Annotated in this window: 19 protein-coding genes; 9 read left to right on the forward strand and 10 right to left on the reverse strand. The window is 65.2% G+C overall.

Annotation, left to right across the window (positions count from 1 at the left end):
* Positions 1-6: 6 nt before the first annotated feature.
* Positions 7-6,309 carry a kinesin gene (locus tag FJ418_RS05530; protein WP_140864171.1) on the reverse strand — a complete coding sequence of 2,101 codons (6,303 nt, stop codon included), beginning with the start codon at positions 6,307-6,309 and terminating at the stop codon, positions 7-9.
* Positions 6,310-6,610: 301 nt separating this feature from the next.
* Here FJ418_RS05530 and FJ418_RS05535 point away from each other — a divergent pair, with 301 nt between their 5' ends.
* The 3 genes from FJ418_RS05535 to FJ418_RS05545 all read left to right on the forward strand — a co-directional run bounded on the left by FJ418_RS05535 (position 6,611) and on the right by FJ418_RS05545 (position 8,614).
* Positions 6,611-6,979: an Hpt domain-containing protein gene (locus tag FJ418_RS05535; protein WP_140708649.1), complete on the forward strand. Its 369-nt coding sequence runs from the start codon at positions 6,611-6,613 to the stop codon at positions 6,977-6,979.
* Positions 6,980-7,171: 192 nt separating this feature from the next.
* Positions 7,172-7,492 (forward strand): 2Fe-2S iron-sulfur cluster-binding protein, encoded by a 321-nt coding sequence (locus FJ418_RS05540; protein ID WP_140642970.1) that lies wholly within the window; start codon positions 7,172-7,174, stop codon positions 7,490-7,492.
* A 90-nt stretch (positions 7,493-7,582) separates the two neighbouring features.
* Positions 7,583-8,614, forward strand: coding sequence for an NAD(P)/FAD-dependent oxidoreductase (locus FJ418_RS05545; protein WP_140708651.1), 1,032 nt, complete (start codon positions 7,583-7,585; stop codon positions 8,612-8,614).
* Between the two features lie 59 nt (positions 8,615-8,673).
* Here the strand turns inward: FJ418_RS05545 and FJ418_RS05550 are convergent, their stop codons facing one another.
* Positions 8,674-10,158: an MDR family MFS transporter gene (locus tag FJ418_RS05550; RefSeq protein ID WP_140864173.1), complete on the reverse strand. Its 1,485-nt coding sequence runs from the start codon at positions 10,156-10,158 to the stop codon at positions 8,674-8,676.
* 223 nt (positions 10,159-10,381) lie between these two features.
* Entirely contained in the window at positions 10,382-11,002 is a 621-nt protein-coding gene (locus FJ418_RS05555; RefSeq protein ID WP_140864175.1) for a DUF922 domain-containing protein, read from the reverse strand.
* An 84-nt stretch (positions 11,003-11,086) separates the two neighbouring features.
* Here FJ418_RS05555 and folP point away from each other — a divergent pair, with 84 nt between their 5' ends.
* Genes folP through folK form a run of 3 tightly spaced genes read left to right on the forward strand, consistent with a single transcriptional unit; the run spans position 11,087 to position 12,799 of the window.
* Complete coding sequence (gene folP / locus FJ418_RS05560; RefSeq protein ID WP_140864177.1) at positions 11,087-11,941, forward strand: dihydropteroate synthase; 855 nt, start codon at positions 11,087-11,089, stop codon at positions 11,939-11,941.
* Positions 11,942-11,943: 2 nt separating this feature from the next.
* Entirely contained in the window at positions 11,944-12,303 is a 360-nt protein-coding gene (folB, locus tag FJ418_RS05565; protein WP_140642958.1) for a dihydroneopterin aldolase, read from the forward strand.
* A complete protein-coding gene (folK, locus tag FJ418_RS05570; protein ID WP_140864179.1) occupies positions 12,287-12,799 on the forward strand; it encodes a 2-amino-4-hydroxy-6-hydroxymethyldihydropteridine diphosphokinase in 513 nt (170 codons plus the stop codon). The genes folB and folK overlap by 17 nt, the downstream gene beginning before the upstream one ends.
* A gap of 10 nt (positions 12,800-12,809) precedes the next feature.
* On the opposite strand, the gene FJ418_RS05575 is transcribed toward folK, so the two are convergent.
* On the reverse strand, positions 12,810-13,358 hold the full coding sequence (locus FJ418_RS05575) for a DUF924 family protein (protein WP_140864181.1): 549 nt from the start codon (positions 13,356-13,358) through the stop codon (positions 12,810-12,812).
* A gap of 10 nt (positions 13,359-13,368) precedes the next feature.
* Positions 13,369-15,204, reverse strand: a complete 1,836-nt coding sequence (locus FJ418_RS05580; RefSeq protein ID WP_140864183.1) for a monovalent cation:proton antiporter-2 (CPA2) family protein — start codon at positions 15,202-15,204, stop codon at positions 13,369-13,371.
* A gap of 191 nt (positions 15,205-15,395) precedes the next feature.
* On the opposite strand from FJ418_RS05580, the gene FJ418_RS32315 reads away from it, so the two are divergent.
* Positions 15,396-15,836 carry a hypothetical protein gene (locus FJ418_RS32315; protein WP_246682947.1) on the forward strand — a complete coding sequence of 147 codons (441 nt, stop codon included), beginning with the start codon at positions 15,396-15,398 and terminating at the stop codon, positions 15,834-15,836.
* Between the two features lie 74 nt (positions 15,837-15,910).
* On the opposite strand, the gene FJ418_RS05590 is transcribed toward FJ418_RS32315, so the two are convergent.
* The 4 genes from FJ418_RS05590 to FJ418_RS05605 form a co-directional block, all read right to left on the reverse strand.
* Positions 15,911-16,465: a hypothetical protein gene (locus FJ418_RS05590; protein WP_181166851.1), complete on the reverse strand. Its 555-nt coding sequence runs from the start codon at positions 16,463-16,465 to the stop codon at positions 15,911-15,913.
* Positions 16,466-16,564: 99 nt separating this feature from the next.
* The gene (locus tag FJ418_RS05595) at positions 16,565-17,647 is read right to left on the reverse strand and encodes a TIGR01620 family protein (protein ID WP_140642943.1); all 1,083 of its coding nucleotides are present in this window, start codon (positions 17,645-17,647) and stop codon (positions 16,565-16,567) included.
* Complete coding sequence (locus FJ418_RS05600; RefSeq protein ID WP_140864187.1) at positions 17,644-19,116, reverse strand: YcjX family protein; 1,473 nt, start codon at positions 19,114-19,116, stop codon at positions 17,644-17,646. The genes FJ418_RS05595 and FJ418_RS05600 overlap by 4 nt, the downstream gene beginning before the upstream one ends.
* Before the next feature lie 63 nt (positions 19,117-19,179).
* Positions 19,180-19,683 (reverse strand): histidine phosphatase family protein, encoded by a 504-nt coding sequence (locus FJ418_RS05605; RefSeq protein WP_140652968.1) that lies wholly within the window; start codon positions 19,681-19,683, stop codon positions 19,180-19,182.
* Between the two features lie 248 nt (positions 19,684-19,931).
* Here FJ418_RS05605 and dksA point away from each other — a divergent pair, with 248 nt between their 5' ends.
* Positions 19,932-20,348 (forward strand): RNA polymerase-binding protein DksA, encoded by a 417-nt coding sequence (dksA, locus tag FJ418_RS05610; RefSeq protein WP_095765270.1) that lies wholly within the window; start codon positions 19,932-19,934, stop codon positions 20,346-20,348.
* Positions 20,349-20,468: 120 nt separating this feature from the next.
* On the opposite strand, the gene FJ418_RS05615 is transcribed toward dksA, so the two are convergent.
* Entirely contained in the window at positions 20,469-21,179 is a 711-nt protein-coding gene (locus FJ418_RS05615; protein WP_140856895.1) for a flagellar biosynthetic protein FliO, read from the reverse strand.
* 211 nt (positions 21,180-21,390) lie between these two features.
* On the opposite strand from FJ418_RS05615, the gene FJ418_RS05620 reads away from it, so the two are divergent.
* Positions 21,391-23,973 (forward strand): ATP-binding protein, encoded by a 2,583-nt coding sequence (locus tag FJ418_RS05620; protein WP_140782863.1) that lies wholly within the window; start codon positions 21,391-21,393, stop codon positions 23,971-23,973.
* Positions 23,974-24,040: the final 67 nt, after the last annotated feature.

The following is a 24,040-nucleotide window of genomic DNA, read 5'->3' on the forward strand; positions in this document are numbered from 1 at the left end:
TCGGCTTCAGTGCAGGCGGCCGCTGGCATGGGCCAGCATGGTGTAGACCTTGCCGGTGTCGGACGTCAGATAGGTCTGCGCCATGATGTTGTCGCGGTCGTTGCGCGAGACATCCTTGAGCAGCTTCTCGAAATCCTCGCAGTAGCGATCGACCGCGGCGCGGAATTCCGCCTCTGCCTGGTACTTGCGACGGATCTCGTCAAAAGTCTGCTGGCCCTTCAGCGTGTAGAGGCGGCGCGTGAAGACGTCGCGCTCGCCGCGCCGGTAGCGGTTCCAGAGCTCGATCGAAGCGTCATGGTCGATGGCGCGGGCGATGTCGACGGAGAGCGAATTGAGCGACTCCATGACATGCAGCGGCGAGCGCTGGGCAGGGGTCGCGCGCGGCGCTTCCGCCGGCGCTGCCGGCCGCAGCTCCTCCTCGCGCGAAGCGTTGGTCAGGAGGTCGCGCACCCAGCCGCCCTGCGGCGGCTTGCTGTTCGGGTCGCGGCGCGGCGCCTCGGCAGGACGTTCGAGGTCGAGCGTGCCGCGCAGCGTGGTCTCGGCGAGCGGCGCCTGAGGGGCGCGAGCCGTGGGCTGCGGCTGGGGCTGAGGGGCCGGCGGACGGCGCAGCGGCGGCTCGGCGGCGCGGGCCGGCGCCTGCGGAGCAGGCCGCAGACCGCGCGGTTCGCCCTGTTCGCTGCTGCCGCTGCGGCCGGATTTCGCAACGATATCCGACAGTTCCTTGAGCGCATTGATCTGCTCGGCGACGGCGCGACGGATGGCCGAGGTCGATTCCTTGGCCTCTTCCGGCATCTCGATGACGCCCTTCTTCAGCTCGGCGCGGGTCAGGTCGAGCTCGCTCTTGATCGAGCCCGCGGTGCGGCGCATCTCCTCGGTCGCGTCGGCAAAGCGACGCGTCGCCGAATCGACGACCTCGGCGATGGCGGTGCGGATCTTTTCCGCCGATTCCATCGTGCGGCCCTCCGCGGTCTGCATCGTCTGGCCGACAAGGCTTTCGAAGGAACGCATCACCTTCTCGAGGTCTTCCGACTTCTTGACCAGGCCGACGGCGAGGTCTTCCAGCGAGGACTGACGCTCCAGCGTGTGCTCGAGATTGCTCTGCGCGGAGCTGAGCAGGTTAGAGGCGCTGGAGAGCAGGCGGCTGTGCTCGTCGAACTTGGTCGCGATCGAGGCCACCTCACGCAGCGTTGCCGAGGACAGATCGGTGAGCCGCGTCGTGTTGGAATCGACGAGACGCGCGGAGCTGGCGAAGGTCTGGGCGGCCTTCTCCGTGGTCGTGGCGAAGCTCTGCGTGCTGCCGGAGAGCCGCTCCTCGACCTGGCCGAGGTTGACGGCAGCCTGCTCGATCAGCTGGCCGAGCTGCGCGCTGGAGGTCGTCATGCGGCCGATGAGATCGGCCACGCTGTCGGCAAGCGAGGAACGCGCGCCTTCGACGGCCGACAGGGTCTCGGCCGTGCGGTTGGCCAGCGCGTTGACGAGGTTCGTGTTCTCGCTGCGCAGCTTCTCGGCCGCCCGTTCGGTGACCTCTTCCATGCTGCGCTGCAGTTCGGAGCCGCCCTGGGCGAAGCGCTCGACCAGCGGCTTGGCCGTCTCGTCGAGGATTTTCGCCATCTCGGCCGAACGCGCCGCCAGCATTGTGTTGAGCTCGCGGGTGTTGGCGCCGATCGTGCGCGCGGCCTCGTTGGTGCTCTGGCCGATATGCTGGCCGACCGCCGTGAAGGTCTCGGCGATGACATTGGCGCGCGAGATGAGCTGGGCCTCGGCGCTGGAGACCTGCTCGTTGAGCTTCTGGCCCATGGTCTCGGCGGTGTAGGCGAGCCGGTTTTCCACGCTCGCGACCTGGTCCTCGACACGGGCGGCCGCGGCAGAGGCGCTTGCGGCCAGCCGCTCGTCGGCGCCGGCCAGCGCCTGCTCGATCTCGCGGGCATGCACGGCAAGCTCCTGGCCGGTCTGGCGGGCGCGGTCTGCGACACGCTGCTCGGTGGCGGCGAAGGCGCTGACGATCGTGTCGGCATGCTCGCCGATGGTCGAGCTACTCGAGGCAATGCGCGACACCAGGCGGTTGTCGGCGTCGTCGAAGATGCGGCCGATCTCGCCGGCACGAGCGGAAAGCGCTTCCGAACCCTCGGCGATGCGCGACATGAGCTGCTGGTCGGCGCTGTCGAAGATGCGGCCGAGATCGGAGGCGCGGGCGGCCAGCGCTTCGGCCGATTCGCTGATGCGCATCGAGAGCCGTTCGTCGGCGCCCTCGAAGTTGCGCAGGATGTCGCCGGCGCGGGCGGCCAGCGACTGCGCCGTCTCGACGGCGCGGGCAACCAGCTTCTGGTCGGCCGTGTCGAAGGTGTTGGCGATCTCGCCGGCGCGCGTCGCCAGCTTGTCCGCGGTTTCCTCGGCGCGGGCCATCATCGCGTTCGACGCATCGTCGGCGCGCGCCATCAGCATGTTGGACGTATCCTGGGCACGCTCGTGCAGGCGGCGGTCCGCCGCCTCGAAGGCCTGGGCGATGTCCTCGGCCCTGGAAAGCAGCGCGGAGGAGGTCTGCTCGGCGCGTTCGGCGATCTTGCGGTCCGCGTCGCTGAAGGCAGCACCTGCCTGCTCATGCAGGGCACTGGTGACTTCCATGACCTTGTCGCGCAGCGCGCCCGCCACGAACACGGCAGTCTTTTCCAGCACGCCGCGGACATTGTCGACTCCGGTCGACAGCGCGCGCTCCATGGTGCCGGCGCGTTCTTCGATCACACCGGTCTGCCGGCTGAAGGCCTGCTCGATCTTCTCGACGTCGGCCGCAATCGCTGCCGAGATGTCGCTGCTCCTGGCGGCGATCTGGTCGATATGCCCGGAAACCGAACGATCGACGTCCTTGCGCGCGTCGGCGAGCTTGACGAGATCGTCCTCCAGGGCCCTGGCAAGCATGTCGCGGCCCTCGGACAGCTTGCCGACATGGCCGACGATGACGTCGTCGATCTCCGAGCGGCTCTCGGTCAGCTTCTGGAGATCGGCTTCGAGGGCGCGCCTGAGGATATCGCGGCCTTCGGCGAGCTTCTCGACCTGGCCGGCGACAAGCCCATCGATGCCGGAGCGGCTCTCGGCGAGCTTGGCGAGGTCGGCTTCAAGCGCGCGCGTGAGGATGTCGCGGCCTTCCGAAAGCTTCTCGACCTGGCCAGCGACGAGGCCGTCGATCGAGGCGCGGCTTTCGGCCAGCTTGGCAAGGTCGGCCTCCAGCGCACGCTTGAGGATGTCACGGCCCTCGGCGAGCTTCTCGACCTGGCCGGACACCAGGCCGTCGATGCCGGCGCGGCTCTCGGCGAGCTTGGCAAGATCGTCCTCAAGCGCCTTGGACAACGACGTGCGGTTCTGCGACAGCTGGTCGGCATGGGTCTGCATGAGGCCGCTGGCATTGGCCATATCGGCTTCGAGCGCACGCGAAAGCTCGGCGCGATGGTCGGTGATCTTCTGCGAATGATCGACGATCGCGCCCTGGATGGTGTTGAGGTCGGCTTCCAGCGCGCGCTTGAGGATATCGCGGCCCTCGGCGAGCTTCTCGACCTGTCCGGCGACCAGCCCATCGATGCTGGAGCGGCTTTCGGCCAGCTTGGCGAGATCGTCCTCCAGCGACTTCGACAGCACCGAACGGTCCTGGACGAGCCTGTTCTGGTGGTCGGCAATGGCGCCGCTCACATTCTGGAGGTCGTCCTGCAGAGCCCTCGACAAGGTCGAGCGATCCTGCGCGAGCCTGTCCTGGTGATCGGCGATGGCGCCGCTGACGGCTTGCAGGTCGGCTTCGAGCGCTTTCGACAGCTGCGAGCGATCTTCCAGCACCTTGTCCGAATGTCCCGCAATGGCACCCTTGATGGTGTTGAGGTCGGCCTCCAGGGCGCGCTTTAGGATATCGCGGCCTTCGGCGAGCTTCTCGACCTGGCCGGCGACAAGACCGTCGATCGAGGCGCGGCTTTCGGCCAGCTTGGCGAGGTCGGCTTCCAGCGTCTGCGAAAGCAGGCCGCGGTCGTCGGCGAGCTTGCCGGCGTGGCTGTCGATGAGGCCACGGATGCCGCTCAGATCGTTTTCAAGCGCGCGGCTGAGTTCGCCGCGGTCCTCGGCGAGCTTGCTCGAGTGCGTCTCGATCAGGTTCCTGATGCCGATGATGTCGGTTTCGAGCGCTTTGGCGAGCACGGCGCGACCTTCGGCGATCTTCTCGACCTGACCGGCGACAATGCCGTCGATCGAGGCGCGGCTGTCCTGCAGCTTGCCGAGATCGGCCTCCAGGGCGCGCGCCAGGATGTTGCGGCCCTCGGCCAGCTTCCCGACATGGCCGGCGACCATTTCGTCAATCATTGTACGGGCTTGGACGAGCCTGCCGGAGTCTTCGTTCAAGGCCTGGGACAGGCGATTGCGGCCTTCCTCGAGCTGCTCCAGATGGCCGCCCAGCGACGCATCGATAGCTGCGCGCGACTCGTTGACCTTGCGCAGATCTTCTTCGAGCGCGCGCGAGATCAGGCCGCGGCCTTCCGCCAGCTTCTGCACCTGGTTGGTGACGGCGGAATCGATCGCCGCGCGGCTTTCGGCGAATTTCGCCAGGTCCGCCTGCATGGCGGTGGCCATGCGTTCGCGGCTCTCCGAGAGCGCGCGGCTGTGGTTCTCGACCGCTTCCTCGATGCCGACACGGGCATTGGCCAGCCGCTGGATGTCGGAATCGAAGGAGCGCGACACCACATGCCGGGCCGCTTCCATGCGCCCGGCGAAGTCGGTGGCGCGGGCTTCGAGCATGGAGGAGGTCGACGAGATGATGTCGGCCATATCGGCGCCGATCTGGGTCTTGCCCTGATCGATCATCGCCGACAGCGTGTCCTTGCTCTCCGCGAAGGCGTGGGCGATTTCCTTCGCGCGCTCCACCATCGTCTCGTTGATCTGGCGGGCGCGCGCCTCGAGGGCGGCGTTGAGCTTCTGCGTGCCGGTGTCGAGCGCCTCGGCGCGGGTCTGGAATTCGCTGATCAGCGCCTGGCCCCGTTCGGCAAGCGTCCGTTCGATACCGCTGAGGCTGGTCTCGAATTCCGAGCTCAAGGTGCGCGCCGCGCCGCCGAGCAGCGAGACCATGCCATTGGTGCGGTCATCGAGCAGGTCGGTCAGCGAGCGGGTGAGGCCGTCCGTGGTGTCGGTCAGCTTGGCGATACGGGTGTCGAGGAGGCTCGCGAAAGCCTCGCCGGAGGTCGAAAGCCGGTCGGTGATGTTGTCCAGGCGCGATTCCACGGAATCGAAGATCGACGTCGAGCTTTCATTGATGCGATCGATCAGCGTGTCGCCGGAATTGTTGATCGTCATCGACAGCTTGGTCGATGCGTTAAGGATGGAGTCGCGGATGATATCGCTGGCCGAGCCGATCTCGTCGCGCAGCGTCTCGTGAGCGCTGGCAATGGAGGCGCGCACGCGCTCGGCATGGGTGACGACCGCCTCGCGTTCGCTGCCGAGACCATCGACCAGCGAACGGATGCGGGCCTCGTTCTCGGAATAGGAGCGCTCGATCTGGCTGACTTCGCCGTGGACAAGCGTTTCGAGCTCGACCGCGCGGGCCAGGGTACGCTCGATGCCTTCGCCCATGGCCGCCACCTCGCGGCGAACGGCCTGGCCGATCATCATGACACGGTCCTGGGCGAGGTTTTCGGGCTCCGCCAGGCGGAAGGCGACCTCGGTCATGGATTGCGCGGCGATGCGCATTTCCTGCGCGCGCCGGATCATGGCGGCGAACGCCCAGAACAGGATGACCGGAACGATCGCGGCAACCGCCAGGCCAATCAGCTCGGGACGGGCGAAGAACTGGTCGAAGGTGCGGATCTTCCAGATGCCGGGGCCGAACAACAGGTTGGCCAGGCCGCCGGCGCCGGCGATCCAGGCCAGCGAGATAAAGGCGATCACCCAGTAGACGGTGCTCGACGCACGGCGGTTGAGGCTGTGCAGCAGCGTCTTGTAGTCTTTCTGGCGGTCGTCATTGGCGGGCGTGAAGCCGGCGGGAGGCGTAAGGCCGGACGGCTGCCCATTACGCGGCTCGACCGGGCGCAACTCGGCCGGCTTGGCCGCGGGCGCCCTGGGAGACTGGGGGTTGGCGGGCTGGGGATTGTTTGCCGGCTCCGTCCTCTGGCTGCGGCCTTCGCGCGCCAGTTCATCGGCCGCCGCCGAAATCTGCGCTTCGAGATCCTCCATCGACGCCGCCATATCGAGGCCGCCGTCGTCGCCGTTAAGGTCAAGGTCAAGCGCCTTTTCCAGTTCCGCGGCTACGTCATTCTCGAGAGACTTGGTCGTCGTTGGTTTCTTAGCCATGCCTTCGCTACCCTGTACTAGCTGCCGCGGGACTTATGATTTTGGCCTGATTCTGGCCCGATTCTGGCTTGTCTATCCCGAGCAGGAGGCTGAAAAATGGACCTTCGTATCGTAATGACACACAGGGGTAAAGAAAACATGCATTCCGGGCGATACGTAAAACTTTAAATATAAGGTTAACGGAGACGTGATCCGGCTGCCTCCGTGACAACATTTTTCCCCTGCAATCGTTAACCCGTTGGCGACCGGAAGCGCCTATTTTCGTGGGCCCGTCTGCCCGCTTGATGGAGTTGCAGTGCGTATGCGTGGCGAAAGTGGTATTGCGTTTTCGATGCCGGGGGGAGATGCCTCCGGAACGGCCGGAGCCCGACCGGTCGACCTCGGCCATCTGGCGCGCCAGACGATGGGCGATCGTGACCTCGAACGGGAAGTGCTGGCGCTGTTCGTGCACCAGTCGCTGTCCGTCCGCGACCAGATCGCGGATGCCGACGCCAGGCAAAGGGTGCTTCTGGCGCATGGCCTGAAAGGCTCGGCGCGCGGCATCGGCGCCTTTGCGGTGGCCGATTGCGCGGCGATCATCGAAAGGCAGCCGGAAGACGTCCGGGCGCTCAAGCGGCTAGGCACGCTGATCGAGGAAGTGCGCGACTTCATCGCCGGCATCAGCCGCTAGAGCCGGATGACTTCTGAATCCGTCCCTAGATCAAAGAGATAGAGCATGGTGTCGCCCGAAAACCGCTTCACACTTTTCGGCATCATGCTCTAGCGCTATCTTTCTGAAAAACGTCATTTCGTGGCGCTTTCGCGCCGCAGTTGACTTATCCGGTAGAGTGATTATCTCGGCTGCGACTCCTCAGGTGACTTAATGACCAAGCTGACTTACATAGCCCATGACGGGACCCGATTTGACGTGGAAGCCGAAAACGGCTCGACGGTCATGGAAAACGCGATCCGCAACGCGGTTCCGGGCATCGAAGCCGAATGCGGCGGCGCCTGTGCCTGCGCGACCTGCCATGTCTATGTCGACGAAGCATGGACGGCAGAGGTCGGCGAGCCGGAGGCGATGGAGGAGGACATGCTGGACTTCGCCTATGAGGTCCAGCCAAACTCGCGCCTCTCCTGCCAGATCAAGGTGCGCGACGCGCTGGACGGGCTGATCGTTCGGGTCCCCGAACGCCAGGGTTAAGCCGATTTTCCAATTTTCTTTCGCGCTGGCTGCTTGGCAGCAGCCGATAGCTCATGCAGTCTCGCGGCATTCCCAATTGGGGCGCAGCGCATGAGCGAGACCATCAAGACGGACGTTCTCATTGTCGGGGCAGGGCCGGTCGGCCTGTTTGCCGTGTTCGAGCTCGGCCTGCTCGACATGAAATGCCACCTCATCGACATTCTCGACCGTCCCGGCGGGCAATGCGCAGAGCTCTATCCGGAAAAGCCGATCTACGACATTCCCGGCTGGCCGACGATCTCCGCGCAAGGCCTGGTCGACAAGCTCATGGAGCAGATCCATCCGTTCAAGCCGGACTTCACCTTCAACCGCATGGTGTCGAGCCTGGAAAAGCTCGAGGACGGAACCTTTCGCGTCGCGACCGACGAAGGCGAGATGTTCGAAGCCAAGGTGGTGGTGGTCGCCGCCGGCGGCGGCTCGTTCCAGCCCAAGCGTCCGCCCATTCCAGGCATCGAGGCCTATGAAGGCAGGAGCGTCTTCTATTCCGTCCGGCGCATGGAGGAATTCCGCGGCCATGACCTCGTCATCGTCGGCGGCGGCGATTCGGCGCTCGACTGGACGCTCAACCTGCAGCCGATCGCCAAAAGCGTGACGCTGGTGCATCGCCGTCCGGAATTCCGGGCCGCGCCCGACAGCGTCAACAAGATGTATGCCATGCAGGAGATGAAGCAGCTCGAATTCCTGGTCGGCCAGGTCAGCGGCCTAGCCGGCGCCGACGGCCAGCTCGCATCGGCAACCATCAAGGGCGGCCCGGACGGCGACGTCGAGGTGCCGTGCACCCGCATGCTGCCATTCTTCGGCCTCACCATGAAGCTCGGGCCGATCGCCGAATGGGGCCTTAACCTGCACGAGAACCTGATCCCGGTGGACACCGAGAAGTTTCAGACGTCGATCCCGGGCATCTTCGCCGTCGGCGACATCAACTGGTACCCCGGCAAGCTCAAGCTGATCCTGTCAGGCTTCCATGAGGTGGCGCTGATGGCGCAGGCCGCCAAGCGCATCGTCAGCCCGGGCGAGCGGATCGTTTTCCAGTATACAACCTCGTCGACCAGTTTGCAGAAGAAGCTCGGCGTTCACGACTAAGCGCATATTGATATTCTGGTGACGCCGGCCTGCGAATGGCAGCACCTGAATCTCAACACCTATTCCGCAAGCACGGGCGCGGCGTGCTCGTCGCGGCCGCGCAGTTCCTTTTCCGGCATCAGGAAGAGCACGACAAGCGCCAGAACGAGCATGAAGCCGGCGGCGACGAAAATCATCACGAACGGCAACGCCGATGCCAGCTGGATATGCGTCTGCGAGCCTTCGGCGGAGAGCGGCAGGCCGTAGCCGAGCGCAACGGCGCCAAGCAAGGCGACACCGAGCGCGCCGCCCAGCGTGCGCAGGAAGGTCAGCACGCCTGTCGCGACCCCCAGATGCGCGCGATCGACGGCATTCTGGACCGAGACGGTGGCGACCGGGAATGTCGTGCCGCTGCCCAGCCCGATCAGAGTGGTCAGGATTTCCACCTCGAGCAGCGAGGCGTGTTCCGCAATGGCACTGAGCACGCCAATGCAGACGATGGCCAGGCTGACGCCGATCATGGCGATGCGCTTGTAGTGGACGAAGCGCGGGATGGTGCGGCCGCTGAAGGTCGCGCCGGCGACCGTGCCCAGCAAGAGGCCGAGCATCGCGGTGCCGGATTCGCTGACCGAAAGCCCGACGACCGATTGCAGATAGACCGGCAGGTATACCGATGCGCCGATGTTGGCGGCCTGCAGCAGGAACATCGATATTGTGCCGGCGAGCACGATCGGGTTGCTCAGGACTTCGAGCGAGATCAAAGGCTCGGCCGCCTTGAGCACCCTCAACGCGAAGAAGGCCCAGAATACGACCGAGCAGGCGACCAGCCCAAGGATTTCGCGGGAGAACCAGGGATAGGCGCTGCCGCCCCAATTGAGCGCCAGGAGCAGCAGCGACGTGGCGATAACCAGCAGCACCGCGCCCAGGCCGTCGATGCGGTGGTTCTTGGCCGCGATCGGCAGCTTCCTTAGCGGGTTGTTGATGATGGCCATGGCCAGGAAGCCGATCGGCAGATTGATCCAGAAGATCAGCGACCAGTGCAAATGTTCGGCGAATACGCCGCCGAGCAGCGGGCCGGCGACGCTGGCGACCGCCCAGGTTCCGGAGATCCAGGCCGCATAACGCGCTCGCTCGCGCGGCGGCACGAGATCGCCGATGACCGTCTGGGCGAGCGCGAAGAGACCGCCGCCGCCGGCGCCCTGGATGGCGCGGCCGATGACCAGCACCAGCATGTTGGGAGCAAGCGCGCTGACCAGCGACCCGAGCAGGAAGACGAGGATGGCGGCGTAGATGACGGGGCGGCGTCCGTAGACGTCGGAAATCTTGCCGTAGAGCGGCGCCATCGCGGTCGCGGTCAAGAGATAGCCGGTGACGATCCACGGCAGATACTCGGCATGGCCGAGCGCGCGCGCGATCGTCGGCAGGGCAGGGGCTACGATGGTCTGATCAAGGGCCGCCAGCAACATCGACAACAGCACGCCGCCGATGATGGCATTTTTCTCGCTCTCGCTCATCATCGGCGCGGCTTTCGGCGCCATCGCCTGGTTCTCGACGGTCTGGTCCATGCGTCATTCTTTCAAAGGCTGATGCTCAGTGCGCCAAAACGGCTGCGGCCGACCCGTCGTGCCTGGCGTCTGTCATTTCTCTTCACTGTTCGAGGCCCTGGGGGCTGCTTCGAACCCGCTATATGTCGTTCGATATAGGCCGATTTCGACCGCCGCTCGAAAGTTTTTCCAGTCTGGCACCATGCTTGGACGAAATTGGCCCGGGATGGGGCCGGCTCTCAAGTCAAGGCGGTGGCAGTTGGCCGGCTTCGACGCGTTCCATGCGGTAGCGCATCAGCCGAAGGATACGGCTTTCGAAATTGACGCTCTCGACGCGGTCGAAGCGCAACTGGTCCTGATCGTGCCTAGCGAGCTCGGCCGCCTGGACCGCAGCGGCGTTGAGCTTCGCCTGCTCGCAGGTCTTTTGCGGCGGAAGTGCCTTCAGCGCATCCTCGAGCAGGCGCGCATGGTTCTTGGCGATCTCGACATGGCGCTCCTCATGCCGCTTGATGTCGGCCGACAGCGTGTCCCAGAACAGCCTGACGTCGGGATCGGCTTTGCGCGGGCGCCGCCATTCGGGAAGGATCACCTTGACCTTCACGGTGACGGCGGCATCGGTGATGCGGCAAGAGTCCGCGCCCTGCGCGTAGCTGATGCGGGTGGTGAAGGCCATCTGCGTGGCGCCTGGATGCCGCGAGCCGGTGCTCTTCACCTTGGGGCCGTTTCTCGACAGCTGGTTCTGGATATCGTCGAGCGTGCGGCCGCCGACGCTGAAATAGCTGTAGGTCTTGACCAGATTGGCCGCGCCCGCCGGCATGGCGGTCAAAGCGAGCATCAGGGCGCAAAGAAGGGATCGGTTCATCATATTGCCTCTTCACGCACCTTGCTTTAGGGCCGTCGCCAGCGCAACGGAATTGATTTCGCGCGGATCACGCATGGTTGATGGATGATGACGACAAGGCGATGGCAGCTGGCGCATGGGCGCTATCTCGACCTCGGTCCGAAGGCGGTCGTCGTCGGCATCCTGAACGTCACGCCCGACAGTTTTTCGGACGGCGGCCTGTTCATCGTGCCTGAAAAGGCGCTGGAGCAGGCGCGCCGTATGGTGAAGGAGGGGGCCGCCGTCATAGATGTCGGCGGAGAGTCGACGCGGCCGGGTTTCGCCCCGATCACGGCCGAGGAAGAGCAGGCGCGCGTGCTGCCCATCATCTCGGCGCTCGCCGCTTCCGGCGAGGCGCTGATTTCGGTCGACACCTATCGCGAGGAAACCGCGCGGCTTGGCGTCGCCGCCGGCGCCCATATCGTCAACGACGTCTGGGGGCTGCAGCGCGAGCCGGGCATCGCGCGCGTCGCCGCCGAGACCGGGGCCGGGCTCGTCATCATGCATACCGGGCGCGAACGGCACAAATTGCCCGACGTGATCGAGGATCAGTTGCTTTTCCTGCGCAGATCGCTGGAGATCGCGCGCGCCGGCAATGTCGCCGACAGCCAGATCGTGCTCGATGCCGGCTTCGGCTTCGCTAAGGAAACGGCGGAGGAAAACCTCGACCTGATGGCGCGATTTTCCGAGCTCCGGGCGCTCGGCTACCCGTTGATGGCCGGAACCTCGCGCAAGCGCTTCATCGGCGCCGCGACCGGGCGCGAGCCCGCCGAACGGGCAGCGGGCACGGCTGCCACCAGCGTCATCCTGCGCTTGAAGGGAGCCGACCTGTTTCGCGTCCACGATGTCGCAATCAACGTGGATGCGCTGGCGGTGACCGATGCTATGCTTCAACGCGAAATCGACCTTCCTCCCGGACACTGATCATGTACGTCATCCGTATGAAGAACTGCGCCTTCTTCGCCCGCCACGGCGTGCTGGACGAGGAGGAGACGCTTGGCCAGCGTTTCTATGTCGATGCCGAGCTGACGGTCGAGCCCAGCCGTCCGCTGACGGAGGATTCCATCGAGGATACCGTCAATTACGGCGTCGCCTTCGCGGTCATCGAGAAGATCGTGACCGGACATCGCCGCTTCCTGATCGAGGCGCTGGCGCTGGAGGTCGCGAAGGCGCTGACGGCCAGGTTTTCGCAGATCAGGAAGGCCGAGATCACCGTGCGCAAACCAAACGCGCCGGTGCCCGGCGTGCTCGATTATGTCGAGGTGACCGTTGTCTGGCCAGAATAGCGCTGTCTACCTCAGTCTCGGCGGCAACCTCGGCGAGCCGGCGAAGTCTATGGGCGCGGCATTGCGCATACTGGATGGCGACGACGCGACGCACGTCACCGCCGTCTCCTCGCTTTACCGCACGCCGCCCTGGGGCAAGCTCGACCAGCCGGATTTCCTCAATGCCGCCGCCGCGATCGAGACGGCTCTCTCGCCGCGCGCGCTGCTCGACCTTTGCCTCGACGTCGAGAGGCGGTTGAAGCGCGTGCGCGAGGAGCGCTGGGGCCCCCGCCTGATCGATATCGACATATTGGTTTTCGGCGACCGGGTGATCCACGAGACCGGGCTCGAAGTACCGCATCCGCGCATGCTGGAGCGCGCCTTCGTGCTGGCGCCGCTGGCCGAGATCGCGCCAGGGCTTTCGGTCGGCGGCAGGAGCGTGTCGGAACGGCTCAAAGCCGTCGATATTTCCGGTATCGAGCGGCTGCCGTCCGGCCGCGAATGGTGGCTTGGGTAAAACCGGCTGGTTAGCCGGAAAAACCGCCGCCGTCCAAAAATGCCTTTTCCTCGGCGGTCGTCGCGCGGCCAAGCATCCGGTTGCGGTGCGGAAAACGGCCGAAGCGCCGGATGATCTGCAGATGCTCCTCGGCGTATTTGAGGTATTCGGGCGCTTTGGCGGTTGTGAGTTGCACTGACCGTTCCTGGTCGGCCAGCAATTCGGAATGCTCGAAGGGCAAATAGAGGAAGACGCGAACCAGTTCTTCCAGTTCCAGGTCCTGACCGGCGGCGATTGCCTTGTCGGCGAAGTATCTCGCCAGCGGATCGGTCGCGAACATGTGGCCGGTGCCGCGGAAGCAGTTGCGCGGGAACTGGTCGAGCAGGATCATCAGCGCCAGCGACCCCTCGGCATGCGCGTTCCAATGGTCGCATTCGCGCCGCGCGGCGGCGTAATGCAGCTCCAAAAAGCGATTGCGGAAATCCGTGTCGAAGGCGTCGTTCTTCTCAAACCAGGCGTCCTCGCCGCCATCGCGCCAGAATTTGGTGACCGAAAGCGCCCGCGGATCGAGTTCTGCCATGCGTCGCCCCTCAGTTCTTGGTCTCTGCCTGGTTCAGCACGACGGCCGTTTCCTGGTTCAACGCTCGGCCGGCGCGGCGCGGCTGGGTGAGCGGCGTCGGGATCGGCGTGCCGATATTGCCCTTGAGGAAACGTTGGCCGGCGCGCACGCCCTCGGCCAGTTGCGTCTCGAAGCGCGCTTCGTCGCGGCGCCGCACATCCTCGATGACCTCGGCGACTTCTTCCGGATCGACGCCCAGCGCCTCCAGCGCGGAACCGCCGAAGACCAGCGCCGATTCGAAGGTTTCGCGCAACTGATAGTCGACGCCGGCCCGCACGAGTTGCAGCGCCGTGCCTCGATCGAAGGCGCGCGCCAGAATCGCGACCAGAGGGAATTCGGCCTTGATCAACTGGGCTATGCGCACGGCGGCGTCCGGCTTGTCGACGCAGATCAGCACCGCGCGGGCGCGCCCGGCGCCGGCCGCATGCAGGATGTCCAGCCTTGTGCCGTCGCCGTAATAGACCTTGAAGCCGAAATCGGCCGCGGCCTGGATCATCTCCACCTCGTTGTCGATGATCGAGACGTCCATCCCGCGCAGCAGAAGCGGCTGGCTGGCGATCTGGCCGAAGCGGCCGAAGCCGATGATCAGCACGCTGCCGGTGAGGCCGTCGGCGATGTCGACGCCGTCGAGGGACTGCTCGTCGCGCGGGGTCAGGTAGCGCAGCGCTATGATCGCCAAGGGCGTCAGCACCATGGAGATGATGACGATGGCGGTCAGCGTGGCGTTGGCCTGGCCATCGATGATGCCGACCGCGGCGGCGGACGAATAGAGCACGAAGGCGAACTCACCGCCCTGCGCCATGAAGACGGCGCGTTCGAGCGCCTCGCGGTGGCTGCTCTTCAGAATGCGCGCGACGGCGTAGATGCCGACCGCCTTCATGACCATGTAGGCGACGACATAGACGGCGACGAGCCGCCAGTTCTGGGCGACGACGCCGAGGTCGAGCGACATGCCGACGGCGAGGAAGAACAGGCCGAGCAGGATGCCGCGGAACGGCTCGATATCGGCTTCGAGCTGGTGGCGGAAGGTCGATTCCGACAGAAGCACGCCGGCAAGGAAGGCGCCCATCGCCATCGACAGGCCGGAGAGTTGCATGGCCAGGGCCGATCCCAGCACTACCAGAAGCGCGGCGGCGGTCATGACTTCGCGGGCGCGGGCGTCGGCCAGGATGCGGAAGAGCGGGTTGAGCAAGTAACGGCCGGCCACGACCAGTCCAACGATCGCGGCGATGCCGATGCCGACCTCGGTCAGTCGCTCCGAAAGGCTGGTTTCGGCGCCGCCGGGCGCGAGGAACGCGACCAGCGCCAGGAGCGGCACGATCATCAGGTCTTCGAGCAGCAGGATCGAGACGATGCGCTGGCCTTTCGGCGTGGCGATCTCACCGCGCTCCTCGAGCAGTTGCATGACGATCGCCGTCGAGGTCAGCACGAACCCGGCGCCGGCGACGAAGGACTGTGCGATGGGAAAGCCTCCGGCCAATCCGACCAGGGTCAGAAGCACGGCGCAGACGCCGACCTGGAGCGCGCCCAGTCCAAAGATCTCGCGGCGCAGGCCCCAAAGGCGCGACGGCTGCATCTCCAGGCCGATGATGAACAGGAACATGACGACGCCGAGCTCGGCGACATGGAGGATCGCTTCCGATTCGGAAAAGATGCGCAGGCCGAAGGGGCCGATGACCACGCCGGCGGCGAGGTAGCCGAGGATCGAGCCCAGCCCCATGCGCTTGAAAATCGGCACGGCGACGACGCCCGCGGCGAGCAGCGCCACCACCTGCACCAGATCGCTGCTCGACGCTTCAGCTGCCATGCCTGTCATCCCGTTCTCTAAGGCGCGTCCCTCTGAAATGGATTCAGGCGACGCGCTTTAGGTTTTTGATTTGATGCATGTCGTTGTCCCAGAACCGCTGCACACTTCTGGGCGACATGCATCAGAAGCACTCCTTGCATGCCCCGGGAGCGAGAGGCAAGGGCGCGGAGACTGGCTGGAAGAGCAGGGGCATGCAGCAGGATACGAAGCAGCAGGTTCCGCGGCGAACGCCTGTTGCAACCGCGTTACACAAGTTGACGGCCCGGTCGTTGCGCAACGCCACAATCAGAGGTTATGGCACGTTCGGCTTCGGCCATCGGAGGCAGCGGCGATGGGCGGCTGCCTTTTTTGAGGAGATGATTGACATGAAGAAGTTTTTGCTCGTTGCCGTCGGTGTTGCGGCGTTGGCCGGTTCGGCTTGCTCCAAGGGGCCGGAATGTACGCAGGAAATAGCTGCCAAGAAGGCGCAGGACATGGCCGCCGCGCTCCAGGAAGCCATCACCAAGGATCCGAGCAAGGCGGCCGATCTGACCGCCAAGGTGCAGGCCGTGACGACCAAATATCAGGGCGCGACGACGCTCGACGAAGCCTGCAAGGCCTATGACGAACTGACCGCCACCATCAAGGGTTGAGCTCAACCATCGACAATGCGAAGGCGGTGGTCACGCGGCCGCCGCCCTTTTCTGGCAGATGTTGGCGCGCCGGATCAGTTCTTGGCGATGGCGCCGACTTCGACCGGATCGATCCGCTTCAGGCTCATGCCGATCACCGGCACCAGCTGATTGTTGACGCGCACGGCCACCGTTACGGTCATCGAATTGCCGTCGGGGACACGCGCCTGCATGACGCCGTTCAACTGCCTGCGGTTGATGGTGAAGACGACTTTCTGGGCGTCGACGACATTGCCGCCGACAATGTCCATGCCGCTTTCGGTCGAGCCGCCCATGAAGGTGCCCCTGTAACCATCGCGCCCCTTGCGTTCGACGCTGGCCGACATTTTTTGCGTGAACACGCCGACCCTGCAGCCGCCGTCAAGCGTCATGCCGAGCTTGCTGGCGGGCGTCGAGCCATTGAAATCGCAGGTGAATTTGGTGCCTTTGTACTTACCGGCGATGATCTCGCCAGGGCCGACCCATCTGCCTTCGACGGAGCGGAAAAACTGCTTGTCCGGCTCTGCGCCAAAGGCCTTTTCGACCAGTCCGAGCGGCGCGGCAATCGCAATGGTGGCAGGCAGGACGCAGGACAGGATTACGCTTCTCATCGACGACACCCGGCACGAAAGAGTCTATTCTTGGGACCGGACTGACCATGCAGAAGATTGGTTAATGCTTCGTCACCCGCAGCGGGTCACGCGTTTACCTTATCGGTCGTCTTGGCTGTTCTTTCGCGCCGCGAACGAGGTCAGCGCCGAGAGGAAATCGCCTAGGCCGGGGCGCTTGACGGCGATGAACGGCAAGGGGCGGGCGGTTTCCATCGCGGCGATGCCGATGCGCGCCGTCATCATGCCGTTGACCACGCCTTCGCCGAGTTTTGCCGAGAGTTTTGCGGCCAGGCCATGGCCGACGATCTGCTGCACGAAACTGTCGCCCACCGCGATCGAGCCGGTCACCGCCAGATGCGCGAGCACGCCGCGCGCCAGCCGGAAGAAGCCGAGCGTGCCTGGGCGGCCGCCGTAGAGTTCGGAGAGCCGCCGGATCAGCCGTCCAGCCTCGAACACGACATAGGCGATGTCGACCAGAGCGCGCGGGCTGACGGCCGTGATCAGGGATACGCGCTTCGCGGCCTCGAGGATCATGATTTTCGCGCGGGCATCGAGAGGCGACAGGATCTCGGTCTCGGCAAGCCGCACCAGATTGGCGCCGTCGATGATCTCGCCGCGCAATTCGGCGAGCGAGCGGCGCCCAGCGGCGGTCTCGGGCTTTGCCGCGACGAAGGCCGAGAGTTCGTCGACCAAGGCACGCGCCGCCTTGGGATCGTCGCGCGCCACGGCATCCAGGGCCCGCTTCTGCATCTTTTCGACTTCGGCCAGGCGGGCGATGGCGAGGAATTCGCGGACCAGGATGACGAGCAGCGAGAGCAGCGCAATCGCCGCCATGCCGGCCGCCAGCCAGCCAAGCCATTCGGCGCGCGCGAACAGGTCGCGGATCAGCTGGTCGGCCCAAAGACCGACCGCCAGCGAGACGAGCACGCTCAGAGCACCGAGGAACAGCCGGGCAAGCAGCGAGCGCTTTCTCGGCGCCGTCGCCGGTGGCGGAACCGCAGCCTCGATGTCCGGCTCGTCGAAGACATCGACCTCCGAGGGGATCACGACCGCCACATCAGCCCGCGCGGCACGTGGCCTGCGCGCCGGCTGCTCCTCGGCGACGCGGTTTCGCTGTGGTTGCGGCGGCGCCTCGGTCTCGGGCTCGATGCGGAAGGCCGCCGGTTTGCGGGGCGCGGTCATGCCAGATGATCTCCGATCAGGAACTGCAGCGCGCGGTCGAGCCGGATATGCGGCAAGGACAGCGTGACGCCTTCGGCGGTGCGTTCGAGTTTCGGCGGGCGGAAACGCACGAAGCGGATCGCCGGTTCGGTGCTGTCGGGCGGCGATCCGGAATTGTCGAACACCGCATCGACCTTTTCCGGCAAATCGCCCGGGAATATGGCGGTTTCGGTCTTTCCGTCGAATGTCTCGCCATTGATCTTCTCGCCCTTCAGCGGGGCGCCGATGATGACGGGCAGCGTCTCGCGGCCCTGCTTCACCGTGCCTTCGCGGGTCGAGCGAACCGCGGCCATGGCGACGACGTCGACGGCGGCGCCGCTGAAATTCGCGCGCGCCACGGCGCGATCGGTCAGCCGGCGCACGATCGCCTGCAGCCGGTCATGGCTTTCGTGGTGCAGATGGTCCGCCTTGGTCGCGGCGACCAGGATACGGTCGATACGGCGCGAGAAGAAGTCGGTGAGGAAATTACCCCGCCCGGGCCGGAAGCAGGACAGGATCTCGGTGACGGCGCGCTCCAGATCGGCCATGGCGGCCGGCCCGGCATTCAGCGCCTGCATGGCGTCGATCAGCACGATCTGCCGGTCGAGGCGGGCGATGTGCTCGCGAAAGAACGGTTTGACGACATGCGTCTTATAGGCCTCGTAGCGGCGTTCCATCATGGCCTGCAGCGATCCGGAGCGCGGCCGGCCTTGCGACAGCGTCATCAGCGGCGCGAAGGTCAACGCCGGCGAGCCTTCGAGATCGCCCGGCATCAGGAAACGGCCGGGCGGCAGCGTCGACAGCGCGCGTTCGTCGAGCTTGCAGGCCTTGAGATAGGCGGCGAAGCTTTCGGCCAATCGCCGCGCCGTCATCTCGTCGGCGTCGGCATCGGGATCGATGGCGGAGGCCAGTTCGCGCCATGCCTGCGACAGGTCCGAGCGGACGGGCAGGGCGGCCAGTTCGACCGCCTCGCGCGAAAAGTCGGCAAAGGATTTGCCAAGCAGCGGCAGGTCGAGCAGCCATTCGCCGGGATAGTCGACGATATCGATGGATAGTTTTCCGGCTGAAAACAACCGGTTCCAGCCCGAAGCCGACTCATATTCGATGGTGAGCCGCAGTTCCGAGATGGCGCGCGTGGAGTCCGGCCAGACGCGGTCGTTCACCAAAGCCGCGACATGATCCTCATACTGGAAACGCGGAACGGCATCGTCCGGCTGCTCCTCGAGGAAGGCACGGGCGATGCGGCCGGATTTCTGCGCTTCGAAGAGCGGCAGGCGTCCGCCATGGATGAGATTGTGGACGAGGGCCGAAATGAACACCGTCTTGCCGGAGCGGGAAAGGCCGGTGACGCCAAGACGCAATGACGGAGAGAAGAGCCCGGCGGCGCGGCCCGACAACGTGTCGAGCGCAATCCTTGCCTCGTCGGTGAAATTGGTCAGCGATGATGCCAAATCGGGCCTCTGGTTGCGCGTCAGCGCCCGATATAGGCCCTGGACCGCGCGTTTGAAATGGCCTCAGAGATCGGCGGGCGTGAGAAAGGCTTCGAGATAGCCGTTGCCCTGCGCCGCTTCGGCAAGGTTGCCGGGAAAGCGCACCACGGCAAGGCCGGAGGTCGGAAAACCGTGATTCATCATCCCGCGCGCCGCCTGCTCGCCATCTCCGGACACCGCCATGGCCAGATCTTCGGTCATGGGGTTGTGACCGATCACCAGCAGCGAGTTGGCCCCGCCATTCTTGCGGATGATATCGAGGTAGCCGGCCGCATCCTCGCTGTAGAGCGTGTCGAAGAACAGGACCCGGCCGGTGTCGGTGCGCCCCGCCAGGCCTTCCAGCGTCTGCCTCGCCCGCTTGGCGTTGGAGCAAAGGGTGACGTCCGGCACGTAGGTGCGGGCCCGCATGGCCTCTCCGATCGCTTCGGCATCGGCCATGCCCGATTCGTCGAGCGGGCGGTCGAAATCGCGCACGCCGGGCAGCGCCCAGCCGGCTTTGGCATGCCGCAACAGATAAAGTCTGCTCAACCGGACCCCCGTGACGCCGCCTTCTTGGCAAAGCGCGATTAGTCACCAGAACCAAGTCATGCACAATGGCCGGCGCCAGCAACTGCAACGAATCATGTGCGAATTCGTTTTGTGCCGTTGAAACAAAGTCATCGCGCGGGCCGCCGATGCGTGACTAACAATTGCGTGAAACTGTCGCCGATAGCGCTTGTGCAGGCTCTTGTCCCCGAATATATAGGCGCCAAATTTGGGGTTGTTGGGTGAGTCGAATGAACGATATCGTTACCGCCAATTACGTACCCTCCGAAGACGAGCCGTTCATGAACGAACGGCAAAAATCGTACTTCCGTCAAAAGCTTATCACCTGGAAGAACGACATTCTCCGCGAAGCTCGCGAAACCCTCGAAATCCTGCAGCAGGAAAACGCCAACCACCCCGACCTAGCCGATCGCGCCTCCTCCGAAACCGACCGCGCCATCGAATTGCGCGCCCGCGATCGCCAACGCAAGCTCATCTCGAAAATCGACTCCGCGCTCCAGCGCATCGACGAAGGCACCTACGGCTATTGCGAGGAGACCGGGGAACCGATCGCGCTGAAGCGGCTCGACGCACGTCCGATCGCGACACTGTCGATCGAGGCGCAGGAGCGCCACGAGCGTCGCGAGAAGGTCTATCGCGACGACTGACGCGATCTAGCTGGGCAAGAACATCGAAAATGGCCGGGATTTCCGGCCATTTTGTTTTTCAGCGCCCCATTTGTCTTTGCCGACAGGGGCGTGAAGAGGCTCGCTTGCGCCGGTGGCCGGTCAGCGCTTGTGGCTGCCCAACTCGCCAAGGAGCTTGGTCATTTCGTCATCGAGCGAAGGTTTGGCCGCGGGCTTGGCGATTGCCGGCTGGGAATGCTGGTCGTCGAGAGAGGTCTCGAGTTCGTGCATCAGCGTGTCGTCGATGGAGTCGTTTGAGGGCGGTGGCGCATATCTGGTGCTGCCGTTCGTCGTCCCGTAGCCCGGCAGCGGCATGACCTTGGCCGTCGGCTGGCTCGGCGCCGCCGGCTTGATGGGCGCGGGCGCCGGCGCGCGCGGATGTGTGGCGGCAACTGGCTGGGCGGCAGGCGGAGTGGGCGGCCTGGCGGGGGCGGGCGCCGGTTGCGGCGCGCGCGGGCGTTGCGCAGCTCCTGTCTGCTGCTGACCGCCGTCGCCCGTCAATGCCGGGCGGCGCGGCGCCGCCAGCCTGATGTCGCGCTCGACCACGACATCCGTCGGCCCGCCGATCAGGATCAGGTGCTCGATGTCGTCGCGGCGCACCAGGACAAGCCGGCGATGGCTGTCGACAGCGGTGGCATCCATCACGGCAAGCCGCGTCTTGCGGTTCCTGCCGCCGGCGACGAAGGTGCCGAAGGTCAGGTTGCGGACCACCTTGATGGCGAGCAGGACGACAACCAGCAGGATGAGGGCCGCTACCGTCCACAGGATTGCAGCGACGTAACCCGGGCCCGCTACATTATCCAGCCACTGCATCAGTGCACCCCAATCGCCATCTTTGAAGTGAGGGGACACTAGACCGTTGGGACCAGCGACCGCAAGTTCACATCACCTATCGTGAACAGTTTGAAACATGAATCGTTGATTTTATCGGACATTTGCCGCCGGGGCCTTTTCCGTTACAGGAGAATGTGATTCAACCGGCCGTCCGCGCCCATCGGACACCGGAATCACGAGCAGGGGGAACATGGCCAAGGAAGCGCGCGGCGATTTCTATCCGGTACCGATCGTCGACCAGAACACGCGTCCGGGCGCCGTCACCAGGCTTATCGTCTTCATCGTCGTCTTGACCGGCGCCGCGATCGTCTTCGGACTGTTCCGCGAGCGTCTCGGCGATCCTTTCCTGCTCGGCATGCTCGGCGTGCTCGCCATGATCGGCGTCGGCTTCCTGTTCGCGACCGCGATCGGCTTCGTGCAGATCGCGCCGCGCTCGACCGGCGACGAATTGTCGAAAGCCTTCGTCGACTCGATGTCGCAGGGCCTTGTGGTCACCGACACCAAGGGCCGCGTCGTCTACGCCAACCGCGCCTATGCCGATATGACGGGTGCCGCCTCGGCCGCCGATCTCAAGACCGTCGAAGGGCTGCTTTCGGATGTTCCCGAGGCCTCGATGACGATCTACCGGCTGGCGTCGGGCCTGCGCGACGGCCAGGCCGGCGACGGCGAGTTCCGGCTGGCGCAGTCGATCAAGCCGGGTGCCGAGCCCGGCGCGCGCTGGTACCGCGCCCGCGCCCGCGCCTTCAGCATGCCCGGGCAAAGGCTGCCGATGCTGGCCTGGCAGCTCGCCGACATCTCGCAGGAACGGGCGGAGCAGGAGCGTTTCTTCCTCGACCTGCAGAAAGCCATCGACCATCTCGACCATGCGCCGGCCGGGTTCTTCTCGGCCGACCAGGAGGGCCGCGTCACCTATATCAACGCCACGCTCGCCGAGTGGCTGGGCATCGACCTTGCCTCCTTCACGCCGGGCGCCATCACGCTGCCGGAAATCATCGCCGGCGACGGCATGGCGCTGGTCCGCTCGGTCAAAGCCGACCCCGGTACCACCCGCAACGCCGTCATCGACCTCGACCTCACCACCATGAGCGGCCAGGCGCTGCCGGTACGCTTCATGCACCGCGTTTCGGCGAGCCGCGAAGGCGTGAACGGCCCGACCCGCACGATCGTGCTCAACCGCACCCAGGGTGAGGACGCTTCCGCGGAACTCAGAGCCTCCGAGGTTCGCTTCACCCGTTTCTTCAACTCGACGCCGATGGCCATTGCCGGTGTCGATGCGAACGGACGCATCCTGCGCACCAACGCGCCCTTCCTGCAGCTGTTTTCGTCCGTGGTCGACCGCGACGCGGTCGACCGGCGGGTGCGGTTCGAGACCATCGTTCACGAGCGCGACCGGCCGGCTTTCGCCACAGCCTTCGAGAAGGCCCGGCAGCGGCAGGCCAATATCGAGCCGATCGACTCCGTGCTGCCCGGCAACGAGGAGCGCCACATCCGCTTCTACGTCAACGCCGTCGCCGACAGCGCGGGCAGCGAAGGCGCCGAGGAATCGGCGATCGTCTACGCGGTCGAGACCACCGAGCAGAAGGCGCTCGAGGGGCAGATGGCGCAGAGCCAGAAGATGCAGGCGGTCGGTCAGCTCGCCGGCGGCATCGCGCACGACTTCAACAACGTGCTGACCGCCATCATCATGGCGTCCGATCTTCTCTTGACCAACCACCGGCCGTCGGACCCGTCCTTCCCCGACATCATGAACATCAAGCAGAACGCCAACCGGGCGGCCTCGCTCGTGCGGCAATTGCTGGCCTTCTCGCGCAAGCAGACGCTGCGGCCGGAAGTGCTCAACCTGACCGATGTTCTGGCCGATCTCAGGATGCTGCTCGCCCGGCTGGTCGGCAACGACATCAAGCTGAAGATCGACCACGGCCGCGACCTGTGGCCGGTCAAGGTCGATATCGGCCAGTTCGAGCAGGTGGTGGTCAATCTCGCCGTCAACGCGCGCGACGCCATGCCGAGCGGCGGCGATCTCACCGTGCGCACCCGCAACGTCACCGCCGACGAGTGCAAGTCCTTCGCCTATCGCGAACTGGCGCCGGCCGACTATGTGCTCGTCGACGTCGAGGACACCGGCAGCGGCATCGCGCCCGACGTGCTGAAGAAGATCTTCGAGCCGTTCTTCACGACCAAGGAAGTGGGCAAAGGCACGGGCCTTGGCCTGTCGATGGTCTACGGCATCATCAAGCAGACCGGCGGCTTTATCTTCTGCGATTCCGAGGTCGGCAAGGGCACGGTGTTCCGTATCTTCCTGCCGCGCCACATCGCCGAGGTGAAGAAGCAGGCAGAGCCCGGCGAGGCGCCGGCGGCGGCAGCGGCCCCGACCAAGCCGGCCGATACGGCCAAGGATCTTTCCGGCTCGGCCACCGTGCTTCTGGTCGAGGACGAGGACGCCGTGCGCATGGGCGGCGTCAGGGCGCTGATCTCGCGCGGCTACACCGTGCATGAGGCGTCTTCCGGTGTCGAGGCGCTGGAAGTGTTCGAGGCGCTCGGCGGCAAGGTCGACATCGTCGTCTCCGACGTGGTGATGCCGGAGATGGACGGGCCGACATTGCTCGGCGAACTGCGCAAACGCCAACCGGACATCAAGTTCGTGTTTGTTTCGGGCTATGCCGAGGACGCGTTTGCGAAGAACCTGCCGGCCGACGCGCATTTCGGCTTCCTGCCGAAACCGTTCTCGCTCAAGCAACTGGCGACGATCGTCAAGGACGTGCTGGAGTCCTAAAGAAGCTAGCGCTTGCACATTGCGGCAGCCCTGCCCATGATGGTTGTCGGATGGGTCTATCATGGGG

It is taken from the genome of Mesorhizobium sp. B2-8-3 (assembly GCF_006440815.1).
Classification (GTDB): domain Bacteria; phylum Pseudomonadota; class Alphaproteobacteria; order Rhizobiales; family Rhizobiaceae; genus Mesorhizobium.